This window comes from Commensalibacter intestini A911, assembly GCF_000231445.1.
Classification (GTDB): domain Bacteria; phylum Pseudomonadota; class Alphaproteobacteria; order Acetobacterales; family Acetobacteraceae; genus Commensalibacter; species Commensalibacter intestini.
On the sequence record NZ_AGFR01000009.1, the window covers coordinates 359,615 to 373,341 of the forward strand.

At 38.5% G+C, this 13,727-nt stretch carries 12 protein-coding genes and 1 tRNA gene; 8 read left to right on the forward strand and 5 right to left on the reverse strand.

Annotated elements, in window-relative coordinates; genetic code table 11:
• Positions 1 to 8 precede the first annotated feature (8 nt).
• Both CIN_RS08770 and CIN_RS08775 read right to left on the reverse strand, forming a co-directional pair.
• Positions 9 to 785, reverse strand: coding sequence for an ABC transporter ATP-binding protein (locus tag CIN_RS08770; protein ID WP_008854729.1), 777 nt, complete (start codon positions 783 to 785; stop codon positions 9 to 11).
• 2 nt (positions 786 to 787) lie between these two features.
• A complete protein-coding gene (locus tag CIN_RS08775; protein WP_008854730.1) occupies positions 788 to 1,939 on the reverse strand; it encodes an MlaE family ABC transporter permease in 1,152 nt (383 codons plus the stop codon).
• Between the two features lie 227 nt (positions 1,940 to 2,166).
• On the opposite strand from CIN_RS08775, the gene truB reads away from it, so the two are divergent.
• The 4 genes from truB to CIN_RS08795 all read left to right on the forward strand — a co-directional run bounded on the left by truB (position 2,167) and on the right by CIN_RS08795 (position 7,335).
• The gene (gene truB, locus CIN_RS08780; RefSeq protein ID WP_008854731.1) at positions 2,167 to 3,087 is read left to right on the forward strand and encodes a tRNA pseudouridine(55) synthase TruB; all 921 of its coding nucleotides are present in this window, start codon (positions 2,167 to 2,169) and stop codon (positions 3,085 to 3,087) included.
• 24 nt (positions 3,088 to 3,111) lie between these two features.
• Positions 3,112 to 3,381, forward strand: coding sequence for a 30S ribosomal protein S15 (rpsO, locus tag CIN_RS08785; protein ID WP_008854732.1), 270 nt, complete (start codon positions 3,112 to 3,114; stop codon positions 3,379 to 3,381).
• Positions 3,382 to 3,621: 240 nt separating this feature from the next.
• Positions 3,622 to 5,790 carry a polyribonucleotide nucleotidyltransferase gene (gene pnp, locus CIN_RS08790; protein ID WP_008854733.1) on the forward strand — a complete coding sequence of 723 codons (2,169 nt, stop codon included), beginning with the start codon at positions 3,622 to 3,624 and terminating at the stop codon, positions 5,788 to 5,790.
• A gap of 126 nt (positions 5,791 to 5,916) precedes the next feature.
• Positions 5,917 to 7,335, forward strand: a complete 1,419-nt coding sequence (locus CIN_RS08795) for an NAD(P)H-dependent flavin oxidoreductase (RefSeq protein ID WP_040364236.1) — start codon at positions 5,917 to 5,919, stop codon at positions 7,333 to 7,335.
• Between the two features lie 133 nt (positions 7,336 to 7,468).
• On the opposite strand, the gene CIN_RS08800 is transcribed toward CIN_RS08795, so the two are convergent.
• Together CIN_RS08800 and purD are read right to left on the reverse strand one after the other, a co-directional pair.
• The gene (locus tag CIN_RS08800) at positions 7,469 to 7,948 is read right to left on the reverse strand and encodes a hypothetical protein (RefSeq protein WP_139016990.1); all 480 of its coding nucleotides are present in this window, start codon (positions 7,946 to 7,948) and stop codon (positions 7,469 to 7,471) included.
• A gap of 162 nt (positions 7,949 to 8,110) precedes the next feature.
• On the reverse strand, positions 8,111 to 9,385 hold the full coding sequence (purD, locus tag CIN_RS08805; RefSeq protein WP_040364237.1) for a phosphoribosylamine--glycine ligase: 1,275 nt from the start codon (positions 9,383 to 9,385) through the stop codon (positions 8,111 to 8,113).
• A 53-nt stretch (positions 9,386 to 9,438) separates the two neighbouring features.
• Here purD and xseA point away from each other — a divergent pair, with 53 nt between their 5' ends.
• From xseA to CIN_RS08825, 4 genes are all read left to right on the forward strand, one after another.
• Positions 9,439 to 10,890 carry an exodeoxyribonuclease VII large subunit gene (gene xseA / locus CIN_RS08810; protein WP_008854737.1) on the forward strand — a complete coding sequence of 484 codons (1,452 nt, stop codon included), beginning with the start codon at positions 9,439 to 9,441 and terminating at the stop codon, positions 10,888 to 10,890.
• A gap of 47 nt (positions 10,891 to 10,937) precedes the next feature.
• The gene (locus tag CIN_RS08815) at positions 10,938 to 11,378 is read left to right on the forward strand and encodes a GlcG/HbpS family heme-binding protein (RefSeq protein ID WP_008854738.1); all 441 of its coding nucleotides are present in this window, start codon (positions 10,938 to 10,940) and stop codon (positions 11,376 to 11,378) included.
• Entirely contained in the window at positions 11,371 to 11,817 is a 447-nt protein-coding gene (locus CIN_RS08820; protein WP_040364238.1) for a YcgN family cysteine cluster protein, read from the forward strand. Before CIN_RS08815 ends, CIN_RS08820 begins: the two co-directional genes overlap by 8 nt.
• Positions 11,818 to 11,962: 145 nt before the next feature.
• Positions 11,963 to 12,048 (forward strand) — tRNA-Leu (locus CIN_RS08825).
• 34 nt (positions 12,049 to 12,082) lie between these two features.
• On the opposite strand, the gene CIN_RS08830 is transcribed toward CIN_RS08825, so the two are convergent.
• Positions 12,083 to 13,681 (reverse strand): AAA family ATPase, encoded by a 1,599-nt coding sequence (locus tag CIN_RS08830; protein WP_008854740.1) that lies wholly within the window; start codon positions 13,679 to 13,681, stop codon positions 12,083 to 12,085.
• Between the last annotated feature and the right edge of the window lie 46 nt (positions 13,682 to 13,727).

The window sequence follows — 13,727 nt, forward strand, 5'->3', positions numbered from 1 at the left end:
TAGTCTCTCTATTTCGGATGTTCAAAAATTTGACGATGCATAAAGTCATTCACTAACTCGCATGGTGGATGGTCTCGTAGCTCTTTTGGGGAGCCATATGCAATAGGCGTTTTTGTTTCAGCGTCCAAGAATACGCCATCATCTGCAATGGCAAAAAGGCTAGGCAGTTCATGGCTGACGATAACAATTGTTGTTCCTAGACCATCACGTAGATTAACGATAAGGTCATCTAAACGTTTTGAAGTGATGGGATCTAAACCTGCTGAAGGTTCATCAAAGAATAGGATTTCAGGGTCAAGAGCCAATGCTCTAGCCAAACCACATCTTTTTTTCATCCCACCACTGAGCTCTGAAGGGTATAAATTAATCGCATGGCTCATTCCAACAAGCCCCAATTTTAGCTCAACAAGGCGTTGAATCATTGAGGAAGAAAGATCCGTAAAAAGCTGTAATGGGAGGGCTATATTTTCCCCAACAGTCATAGAACTCCATAAAGCGGCACTTTGGAATAAAACGCCAAAATTACGTCCTATATCTATCCTATGTTGTTTAGAGGATTTCCAATAGTTTTCGCCCTTGACGAGGAAGTCACCAGCTTTAGGCGGTAATAAACCAATCATGGATTTTAGGAGTGTGCTTTTACCACATCCACTGCCACCCATTAAAGCAAAAATACTGCCTTTTTTAACGGTAAAGTTAATATTGTGTTGAATAATACGCTCGCCATATCCGACGGTTAAATTTTCAACAGATAAAAGATGTTCGGCGGGTTGTGTGTTGGTCATGATTATATACCGATAATATCTGCAAGAACGGCAAACACGGCATCTAAGGCGATTACACCAACAATACCAGCAACCACGGCTTTGGTTGCAGCAACACCAACATCAGCAGCACTACGTCCTGATTTTATACCGATATAACAGCTACTAACCCCGATAAACATAGCGAAAGCAATGGTTTTTGAACCGCCAAAAATAAATTGATTAAAAGGCACGGCACCAAATGTTTGATAAAGAAAACCAAGAACGGTCACTCTCAGCATTAAGATCGAAACAATGAGACCACCTAAAATTCCCATGAAGCATGCATATAAATACATAATGGGCATTGTGATTGTTAGGGAAAGCATTGAAGGTAAAATAAGATATTCCGTGACTGGGATTCCAAAAACTTTTAACGCATCAATCTCTTCATTGCCTTGCATAGTTGCGATCCGTGCAGCATAGGCACCCCCTGTTCGCCCTGAAATGACAATGGCTGTCATCACAGCAGCGAGCTCTCTGACAGTTGCAATACCGACAAGATTGGCAACGTAGGCATCAGCAGAGAATTTACGAAGTTGCACCGCACCAACGAACGCCAGAATAGAGCCCATCAAAAAATTAACAATGCTGATGATAATAAGTGCAGAAGGGCCTGCTGCTTTAATATCTCTTAGCAGATCTGTAAGGCGCATATAAGAACGCCCAGCTAGAAATTTAAAAACGCCTTTTAATGCGAATAAAAAGAGCTGGAAGGTAACGCCAAGACTATTTAAAGAGTCAATAACCCATCCGCCTAAATTATACAAAGGACGAAATGGAGGGTTGGCAGGTGGTGAAACTTCTGGTTTTTTATCGTCAAGCAGGGCTAAAAGTTGTTGTGCAGCTTCAGGGAGTTGCTGTTTATCAATTGAAATATGATTGATTGTAGCAAGATTTTTGAGTTCCCAGAGAAAAGCAATAAAACCACTATCCCACGTACGAAGTTGGTCTGTATCAAATTGAACTGAAATATCGGCAGAGCAATTTTGAAAAATATTTCGTGGTAATTGTGGAATATTATTGTTTTTTGCAAGCCAATCCCCATATAAACACAGCTTAGGTTGTTGATTTTCGAACTTTAATGTCCATTCAGGCTGTAAAGATGGCAAACTTGCATTGTTGTTAATCGTCAAGTGAAAACCTTACTAATAGAATAATCCCATTATCCATTGATAACATTTATTAAACTATTGACTGTTATCATAGGTATTTTGCTTATTTGTTGATCACCTTATTATAAAATTATTGCTTTGTATAGAATATATCATTTTATTTTCATCGCTTACCGTGCTAAGGAATACGTAAAGATAAAAATGTTCTTGGTAGTCTTATCAAGATATTTAGGAGAGATATTGTATTCATGCGGAATAGGCGTGGACAAATTGTTGATGGATGGTTGTTAATTGATAAACCATTAGAAAAAACGTCAGCTTTTATTGTGAATAAAGTTAAATATGCTTTTGATGCACGTAAAGTCGGACATAGTGGTACTCTTGATCCTTTGGCAACGGGGTTATTACCGATTGCATTTGGTAAGGCCACTAAAACTATTCCTTATATCTTGGATAAAAAGAAAGTTTATCATTTTACACTGACTTTTGGTGAATCTAGAACGACAGATGATGCCGAAGGGGAAGTGCTTGCACGGTCTGATGTCAGGCCGAGTGATGAGGAAATCAATAAAGCGCTTGAACAATTTCAAGGTGAGATTTTACAGGTTCCTCCAATTTTTTCTGCTATCAAAGTTGATGGTAGACGTTCGTACGATTTGGCGCGCCAAGGTGAAGTGCCAGAGTTGAAGAAACGTCCAGCCCGTATAGATTCTTTTCGATTAATTGAACGGCTGGATCGAGATCGTGCGAAATTTGAAGTTATTTCTGGAAAAGGCGTTTACATGCGTTCTTTGGCCAGAGATTTAGCGGTTGCGTGCCAATCTGTTGGATATATTTCAGAGCTGCGCCGTTTAAAAGTCGGTCCTTTTGATGTGACAGATGCATTTTTACTGGACAAAATTGTCGGAAACGACAAAAAAGGAGAAGCTTCTTTGGATTTGATTCTGCCTGTTGAGACTGCGCTGGACGACATCCCGGCTCTAGCCTTAACATCAGATGAAGTCGCAGAGCTCAGTTTTGGTCGCGTTCTTGAACGGGATCAAGTTGCAGATCGTGTTTCACAATATTCGGATATTCCTGATGGAGTTGTCCGTGCTGTGGATGGGAAGCGTTTTGTTGGATTATGCCGTTTGGATACTGAATGGTTACGTCCAATTCGTATATTTTAATTTTTTAGAAAAAAGGATAACACGATGTCGATTACAGCAGAACGTCGTACAGCGTTAATGAAGGAATATCAAACAAAAGAGAACGATACTGGTTCTCCGGAAGTTCAAGTTGCTTTGTTGACAGAAAGAATTGTTAACTTAACCGAACACATGAAAGAACATGCTAAAGATTTTCATTCACGTCGTGGTTTGTTAAAATTAGTTGGACAACGTCGCCGTTTATTAAGCTATTTGCGTAATAAAGACCAAAGCCGTTATGAAAACTTAATCAAACGTCTAGGTTTACGCCGTTAGTTACTTTAGGAACTGACTTACACCATTAAGTCAGTTCCTATTTTTGAAATTATATAAAGAGGTATAGATAAAATAGAGAAAAAGTAACAAGCCCATTTACAGCGTTTCAGGCCACATGGTGCGATTAATTAAGAAAAGCAAAATAAAGTTCCATGCCGTCCGAGACGCTGTCATTTGCAGTCTATGGTGTAAGAGTGGTTTGATTTTTTCCTATATATTCTCTTAGATAGGATATTATAAATGTTTAAATATTATCGTAAAGAAATTGAATGGGGCGGTCGCCCTTTAATTCTTGAAACAGGTAAAGTTGCTCGTCAAGCAGATGGTGCAGTTGTTATTACTTATGGTGGAACGGTTGTTTTATGTACCGCTGTTGGTGATAAAAAAGTCAAACCAGGTCAAGACTTCTTTCCATTAACTGTTCATTACCAAGAAAAATCATTCGCTGTTGGTAAAATCCCTGGTGGATTTTTCAAACGTGAAGGTCGTGCATCAGAAGCAGAAACTTTAAATTCTCGTTTAATTGATCGTCCAATTCGTCCATTATTCCCAGAGAATTTTAAAAATGAAGTGCAAGTGATTGCAACTGTATTAAGTCATGATCTTGAAAATGATCCTGCGATTGTTGCGTTAATTGGTTGTTCTGCAGCATTGACATTGTCTGGCATTCCTTTCTTAGGCCCAATTGCAGGCTGTCGTGTTGGTTATAAAGACGGTGAGTATATTTTAAACCCAACATTATCTGAAGTAAAAGATAGTGAACTTGATTTGGTAGTTGCAGGTACAACCGAAGGCGTTTTGATGGTTGAATCAGAAGCTAAAGAATTAAGTGAAGAAGTAATGTTAGGTGCGGTTAATTTTGGTCACCAAGCAGGACAAGTTGTGATTGATGCGATTATTGCATTGGCTGAACATGCTGCTCGTCAACCTTGGGATTTAATTGAGCCTACTGCTGAAGAGAAAAAATTAAAAACACGTATCGATAAAGTTGGTCGTAAAATCTTAGCAGAAGCTTACAAAGAAAAAGAAAAGCAAAAACGTTATGCTGCTCTTGGTGAAGCACGTAACAAGATTATTGAAAAAATTACCGAAGAAGAACTCGATGTTGAAAAAGCACGTTCTTTGATTGATAGTCTTGAAGCGGATATTGTTCGTACATCTGTTTTAAAAACTGGTATTCGTATTGATGGTCGTGATTTGACAACCGTTCGCCCAATTATTGGTGAAGTGGGTATTCTACCAAGAACACATGGGTCTGCGCTCTTTACTCGTGGTGAAACCCAAGCTTTGGTTGTGACCACATTGGGAACAGCACAAGACGAACAAATTATTGACGCATTAGAAGGCGAATATCGCTCTAATTTCATGTTGCATTATAATTTCCCTCCATACTCTGTTGGGGAATGTGGTCGTTTAGGTGCGCCTGGTCGTCGTGAAATTGGTCATGGTAAATTGGCTTGGCGTGCAATTCATCCTTTGTTACCAAGCAAAGAAGCATTCCCTTATACGATGCGCGTTGTTTCTGAAATTACAGAAAGTAACGGTTCATCTTCTATGGCAACAGTTTGTGGTACTTCTTTATCTTTGATGGATGCCGGGGTTCCTATGGAACGTCCAGTTGCAGGGATTGCAATGGGCTTGATCAAAGAAGATAAAGGTGTTGCTGTGTTAACTGATATTCTTGGGGATGAAGATCATCTTGGGGATATGGATTTCAAAGTGGCAGGAACAGAGCAAGGGATTACAGCTCTTCAAATGGATATTAAAATTACTTCCATTACGCCTGACATTATGAAACAAGCATTGGCACAAGCTAAAGATGGTCGTATGCACATTCTTGGCGAAATGGCTAAAGCTTTAACTGAAAGCCGTGCTGAAATTTCTGACAATGCGCCTCATATTATTGTGATGAATGTGCCTAAAGAAAAAATCAGAGATTTGATTGGTGCTGGTGGTAAAACTATTCGTGAAATCGTTGAATATGCAGGTTGTAAGATCGATATTGAAGATGATGGCACGGTAAGAATTGCAGTAACTTCAAGCGATCAAGCAGATAGAGCAAGAGAGCGTATTGAATCTATTGTTGTTGAGCCAGAAGTAGGTCGTATTTACTCTGGTAAAGTGGTAAAAGTTGCTGATTTCGGTGCTTTTGTAAACTTTATGGGTGCTCGTGATGGGTTGGTTCATATTTCTGAACTTGCAGAAGGCCGCGTTGCTCGTACTAGCGATGTTGTTAAAGTTGATGACATTGTTAAGGTTAAAGTCGTTGGTTTTGATGACCGTGGTAAAATTAAACTTTCTATGCGTGAAGTTGATCAAGAAACTGGCGCTGATATCAGCGAAAGTCTTCCTCCACGTGCGCCATCACCAAGTCGTAACAGAAGTGATCGCCCTCAAAGAAGATCTTAAAAACTAGTAACTTTGGTGGCAAAGTAATAAAATTTTGCTTTGCCACTGGAAAAAAACATTTTATATGATTAAAAGATTTGATTCGAGTATGTGTGTTAGATATTTGCATTGTGAGCTGGAGCAGTAATGAAGGCAGTTAATCCAATTCTTATGGGTGGTAAAGAAGTTTTACCATTAGTTGAAGGGGGCAAAGGGGTTGCAATTTCCACAGGTGTCTCTGCTGGGTATTGGTCTGCTGCTGGTGGTGTTGGTACTGTATCAGTTGTAAATGCAGATAGCTATGACGATGAAGGGAATATCATTCCTCAAATTTATCGTGCAAAAACACGTCGTGAACGCCATGAAGAGTTGATTAAATACGCAATTTCTGGCGGGATTACTCAAGCAAGGATTGCTCGTGAAATTGCTGGGCCTGATGCTCCTATTCATGCCAATGTTATGTGGGAAATGGGTGGATGTGAGCCTGTTATTTCTGCGGTTCTAGAGCAAGCAAAAGGAACGATAACTGGGGTGACCTGTGGTGCAGGAATGCCGTTCAGATTATCTGAACTTGCCTCTAAAAATGGTGTGTATTATTACCCGATTATTTCTTCTGGTCGTGCGTTTAATGCTTTGTGGCGTAGAGCTTATAACAAACATCCAGAATGGTTGGGTGGTGTTGTTTATGAAGATCCATGGCGTGCAGGTGGACATAATGGATTATCGAATAGTGAAGATCCATTAGTGCCTCAAGATCCGTTTCCTCGGGTTTTGGAATTGCGCAGAGTTATGCGTCAATATGGATTAGATAATATTCCTATTATTATGGCTGGTAGTGTTTGGTGGCTTTCAGAGTGGGAAGATTGGCTTGATAATCCTGATTTAGGGCCGATTGCGTTTCAGTTTGGAACACGTCCATTATTAACCAAAGAAAGCCCAATTCCACAAGCTTGGAAAGATCGTTTGCGGACGTTAAAAGAAGGTGATATTTATTTAAATCAATTTTCACCAACGGGTTTCTTCTCTTCAGCAGTTAAAAATAGCTTTTTGTTAGACTTAAAAGCACGTTCAGAACGTCAGATTTCTTTTGCGAAAGAACCAGAAGGCGATATGACAGTGCCATATGAATATGGTGCTCGAGGACGTGTGATTTATGTTACTTCTCAAGATCGCGAACATATCGCAGGTTGGGAGCAACAAGGGTTTACACAAATGATGTTAACCCCAGATAATACATATGTATTCGTAACACCCGAACAAGCGATGTCTATTCAAAAAGACCAAGCGGATTGTATGGGTTGTTTATCTATGTGTCGTTTTTCTAATTGGTCACAACATGGTCCAGATTATACAACAGGAAATCGCCCAGACCCTCGGTCTTTTTGTATTCAAAGCACATTGCAAAAGATTGCACATGCTTCAGGTGAACATGCGAATGAGATTATGGATCATAATTTGATGTTTAGCGGTACCCAAGGGTGGCGTTTTGGTTCTGATCCATTTTATGCCAATGGATTTACCCCAACGGTTAAAGAGTTAATTAACCGTATTTTAACGGGATATTAATCGTTTAAAAGCCCTTTGATTTTTCAGAGGGCTTTTTTTATGTTTAATTATAATATTGATATTATTCTGACTATCTCAGTAAGCATCATGTATAAATTTATGATGTAGTATCTTAACTTGTTTATAAAGGGATTTAGTGGAGTGAGCCATCACTACTCAGATACATACCATCACTTAAATATACATCTTCACCAGAGTCATCTATTGCTAGATCATTATATAATTCTATCATTTCCTCTTCAGCACGAGATTTTATATCGTAGTTATCATAGATTTCAAAAAATCTTTTGAGTATTTCCTTAGTTTGTATCTCTTGATTATTATCTTCAATTATAAGAGAACAAATTTTTACATATTTTCTGCTGTTATGATCAGATGTTACAAGCGGTTTTAATTTTAGTTCAAGAGCAAGTTGTAAGGCAGATGTAATTAATTGTTTTTGATTTTGGCATACCGTTATTGGACCATTATCCTCATCAGCTGTTGCAGTCATCAACTCGTAGTGAGGCTTTTCTCCTAGCAGTCTTAAAAAGACTGTTGTAGATCTTACAATTATGTAACCTTCTTTGCTATCTAGTCCTTCTTTTTTTGATTTTATTATCTCAAATGTCATATTGTTTATCACTTTGTGCAATTTATTAAGTAAAACCAAGTGATTATTATACGTCATAATTATAAATCATTACAATTTCATAATTAATTTATTTTTTAATCTGATTGTAAAAAAAATGTCTATAAACTATCGTTTAAGCTTATAGACAAAACCAATAAAGACTTATTTTCTTAACGCACGATTACCAATATCATTGCGCCAAATGCCATCTTTCCATTCGATTTTACGAACAGCTTGATAGGCGATTTCTTGAGCTTTTTCTAGGTCATCATGTAAGACAGATACGCAAAGCACACGACCACCCGCAGCGCAAAGCTCTTGATTATTGTTCATTGTCGTTCCTGCATGGAAAACTTTAACATTTGGTAAAGTCTCTGCTGCTTCAATATTGGAAATAATCCCCCCTGTTGTTGGGGTTCCAGGATAGCCTTTGGCAGCCATAATAATACAAATACCTGCTTGATCAGAGAATTTGATTTCTGATTGAGAAAGTTTGCCTTGGCTTAGGTTAAATAAGATTTCCAATAAATCAGATTGTAAGCGAGGTAAAAGCACTTCGGCTTCTGGATCTCCAAAACGAGTATTATATTCGATTAAAGCAGGCCCTTTGGGAGTTAGCATTAATCCAGCAAAGATTACACCACGGAAAGGTGTTCCTCTTTTGTTCATTTCTTTTAACATTGGACGAACGGTTAAGTCCAAAGCATGCTCTTGTGCGGCTTTGTCAAAGAAAGGTGGTGGGGATACCGCACCCATTCCGCCTGTATTTGGGCCAGTATCACCATCGCCAATGCGTTTATGATCTTGTGCCGCACCGATAAGAACTGCGTTCTCCCCATCACAGAACGCAAATAAAGAAACCTCTTCACCTGTTAGGAATTCTTCAATAACAACTTTATGCCCTGCTTGTCCAAAAGCAGAACCTGCCAACATATCTTGAATGGTGTGTTCTGCTTCTTCAAAATCAGCAGCTATAATAACGCCTTTACCAGCTGCTAATCCATCTGCTTTGATAACAATTGGAAAAGATTGTGTTTTTAAATATTCAATAGCTGGAGTAACTTCGGTAAATTCTTGCCATTGAGCGGTTGGAATGTTGGCGGCATCACAGACAATTTTGGTAAAGCTTTTGCTTCCTTCAAGTTGAGCAGCCTCTTGTGTGGGGCCAGCACATGGGATTCCCACTGCATTACATGCATCGGTTAATCCTTTAACCAAAGGAAGCTCAGGGCCAGGGATCACAAGGTCAATATGATTTTCTTGTGCAAATTTTACAAGATCGGTGATATTATCAACTTTAATATCAATATTTTTACCATATTGAGCAGTACCTGGGTTTCCTGGTGCGATAAATAGCTCGGTAAGTTTTGGGGAACGGGCAATAGCCATGGAAATGGCGTGTTCTCTACCTCCTGAACCGACCAGTAAAACTCGCATTGTGATTTCCTTCCTTTTTCTATTCTTTACTTGAGTAAGGTTTATCATATTTTATGTCTATGAATGACCAACTTTCTGACTTGATGACGGATAATATACCAGAATTTACCGTAGGGGATATCTCTACAGCGATTAAACGGATTTTAGAAGGGAATTTTTCACGTGTAAAAGTTCGTGGAGAAATTACCGAGTTAAAGAAATATCCATCAGGTCATATTTATTTTTCTTTGAAAGATGAAGAAGGTAAGTTAACCGCGATTATTTGGCGCTTTACAGCTGCTAAATTAAAAATGCAGTTAGAAAATGGAATTGAAATTGTTGCAACAGGTAAGATTTCTTCTTATGGTGAGCGCTCTTCATATCAGTTGATTGTCGATCAAGTAGATTACGCAGGCGAAGGAGCAATGCTTGCTCGAATCGAGAAGCTGCGTAAGAAGTTAGAAGAAGAAGGTCTTTTTGCTCAGGAACGAAAACGCTCCATTCCTCTATTACCACAAACAGTTGGTGTGATTACTTCTCCCAAAGGGGCAGTATTGCATGATATTAAAACCACGATTGCTCGTCGCTTTCCCAGAGATATCATTATTTGGCCTGTTGCCGTGCAAGGCGATGGTGCTGTAGAGCAAATTGCTCAAGCAATTGAGGGATTTAATCAATTATCCTCTGTTTCGAAAGCGCCTCGTCCTGATATTTTAATTGTGGCGAGAGGGGGCGGTTCATTAGAGGATTTAATGGCCTTTAATGATGAACGTGTGGTTAGGGCCGCTGCGAATTCTCAGATTCCGTTAATCTCTGCTGTTGGACATGAAACAGATACAACCTTGATCGATTTTGCATCAGACCGTAGAGCGCCAACACCAACGGCGGCAGCTGAAATGGCGGTGCCATCCAAGGCGGATATAATCGCTGGATTGATGCAATATACAACACGCTTAAGTAAAGCGTTAATTCATTTAAATCAGGCCTATCGATTACGGTTAAATAAAGCAGTTTCGAAATTACCAGATATTCCAACTTTATTGGCTCAAAGTCGAATGAGGCTCGATGATCGTTCTTATCGCTTAGATCTGGCTTTACCAGCATTGGTGATGAAACGCCGTCATCGTTTGTCCGCAATTAAACCAGTCGATCAATATGTATTTGGATTATTAAATCGCTTTAAATCCACTATTCATATGCATAAAATGCAAATGACTTCGTCTTGGCGACATTATTTGCAACAGCAAAAAATAACGTTGCCTGTATTGCCGTTGTCTTTGTTAAAATCGACTTGCCGAGAAAAACAAATACAATTGCAATCGCTTTCTGCACGTTTAGAATCTTTGTCTCCTAAAGCCGTTCTGTCACGAGGATATGTGTTTGTAAAAGACAAACAAGGTCATACGGTAACGCAAGCCAAAGGATTACGTGCGGGATCAGAGTTAAGCTTGACGTTTTATGATGGTGAACGCATGGTTCGGGTGGTAAAAGAGCAAGATAAACGTCAAGAGACTTTGGATTTATAAGATAGTAATTAAAGGGCAAAAAATATTAAAACACGGAATAATAGAAAATGAGCGTTTCTAAAATGGATGCGACTAAATTTTATTTACCAGGCGATATTACGCAAGCTCAAGCAAATCAGGTGATTGAGGCAGCGGTTAAAAAAGCGGTTGAGAATAATCTGTTAATGAATATTGCGATTGTTGATGCTGGTGGGAATTTAAAAGCATTTGTGCGTATGGATGGGGCGTTTTTGGCAAGTATTGATATTGCGATAAAAAAAGCGAAAACAGCACGTTCATTGAATATGTCTACACATGAGCTTAGTAAACTTGCAGCACCAGGGCAGGAGCTCTATGGGATTGAAGCGACGAATGGAGGAATGGCGATTTTTGGTGGTGGTGAGTTATTGAAGAATAAAGAAGGATATATTATTGGCGCCATTGGCGTAAGTGGTGGCAGTGTTGAGGAAGATATGTCTGTTGCGCAGGCGGGTGCAGCCATTGTTTAAAGAACGTTACTGGGAGGTATTGAGCCTTGATCAAATGGATGAGGCTCAGTGGGAATCTCTGTGTGATCGTTGTGGTCGCTGTTGTTTGCATAAATTACGTGATGAAGAAACAGACGAGATCGAATATACCAATGTAGCCTGTCGATTATTGGATGTTCAGACGGGACAATGTGGCGATTATTGCCGTCGTAAAATGCGTATTCCTGATTGTATTCAGTTAACCAAAGAAATGTTATCGGAAATTGATTGGTTACCGCCGACTTGTTCTTATCGTTTATTGGCAGAGGGAAAAACTCTGCCAACGTGGCATTATTTAAATACTGGTAGTTTTGATGAGGTCTATCAAGCGGGCATTTCTGTCAAAGGTCGTGTGATAAGCGAACGAGATGCTGGGGATTTAGAAGATTATATTGTTGATTGGCCTGCTCAAGAATCGTAAAAGTTTCAGAATTAAAGAGTTTTATGCTTTCTTAATAATTGAAAAATTTAATTTTTTTATTTTTTCGAAAAAAAATGAAGAATTTTGTCATTATTTATTTGACGTTTTAAATCTTCATGCTATTAATACGATACAAACATCGAGAGCGAGCTTGGCGGAATGGTAGACGCTCAAGACTTAAAATCTTGTGTCCAATTGGACGTGTGGGTTCAAGTCCCACAGTTCGCACCACGATGTTTGTTTTAAAACATTTCCCCTTTGAAAATTAAATATCTTTTTTATCACTTTTTATATTTGGTAAGTGTTTTTGTATTGTTTTCGACAATATTGAATTTGGTTCGTTACGCAAATATCTAACGATCCATTCTTTGAATTGTGTAACCTTCATGCCTGTCGTTTTGCAAGCAATCGCTAACAAACCCTTATGATCATACCATTGTAACAATTTCTTTGTGTCCCGTTCTGCAATTGCACTTTGAATGGCATCGTTAGCTGTCTTAATAAGTTGATCAATCTTTAATTTTGCTATTTGTGATTCGTATAATGTAATTAGAGCACTTTCATCCTCAGCTTCGGAACAGTCAATTTTCTTTAAGGTTCGGTCAATACGACGACGTGCATAGCGTAAGAGGCTTTGTTGTTGGTTTTTATCATTGCCAGGATGTATGAAGACTTCATTTATTAGCCCTTTGACTAACTCTTCTAATTCAACGCCTTGATAATGATTTGTTTTTGCGATTTCGGCTAAAACGTCTTCTAGTAAAAAGATATTTTCTATCTCAGAAACAGCGAGGGGATAAATATTAAGGCCAGAAAAATATTTTTTTTCTTCATCTGAATAATCATCTCCATCAATAATCCCAGCACATTGATAATGATGAAGGTTTTTATTGTGATTAAGGGTAATGACTGCATACATTACTTCTTCGCATGAGTTCCTTGGTATAATTGTCCAATCAGGATAACAAGCACGATAGATTGGTAAGTCTAGGCTTTTTTCATTACCTTCAATAAATAAAATGGGTTGTCTGCTTCCGAGAATAAGAGTGGTGAGTTCTTCAGAGAAAGCATTATTTTCTGTGAGTTCTTGGATATCCCATTTCTGATTGTCATATGCTTTGAGGATGTATTTTTGCCCATAACGATTCGCAAGAAATTCTAAATCATGGGAAATCGTAATAAATGCACAATCGGGTCTTGCAGTTTCTAATTCATCCCAAAGGCGAGACATAATGGATCTGTGTAAATGTTGCTCTGGTTCATCAAAAATAAGCACAGTTCCAGAATCAGCAACAAATGTTTGTCCAAGAAGGTAAAAGACAGAGCGTTCACCATCGCTCATTTCACTAGCTGAATAGGGTGTTTGATTTAAATTTTGAACCTGGATATCATCTCCAGTGATTAGAAGCTGTTTATTAGGAAAAATACGATTCCAAATATCATTTAATCGTTGAAAAAATGTTTTTTGAAGAGGGGCATCATTTTTTGCATGAGCATTATTATGAGTTTGTAATGCGATATTAGATTGGTTTGCAAATAGAAGCTGAATTATAGCATTATAATTAGAAAAAAGAACAGTAGCATAACTGGCGCCCATAATGGCTGAAGAGGGTGTATATTGTTTTAGTGCATGTTTTGCTTGTGTCGCTGATATTTTATCAACAGTAGGATTTAAAGTAAGATTACGATGTGCGGCAATACGATGTGCTTTTGCTCCTAGCTTATTTTCAATATAAACAGCTAATCTGGTTTTCCCAGAACCATTCGCACCAATAAAGTAAATTCTTTCTTTTGGAGAACAGTTGATTGTTATTGTTTCATTATTTAGTGTGGGTATCGATAGATTGACAATGTCGTCGTCCATTGCATATGCTCCAGATTTGAATCAATATAAAACTATATCTTGAAGT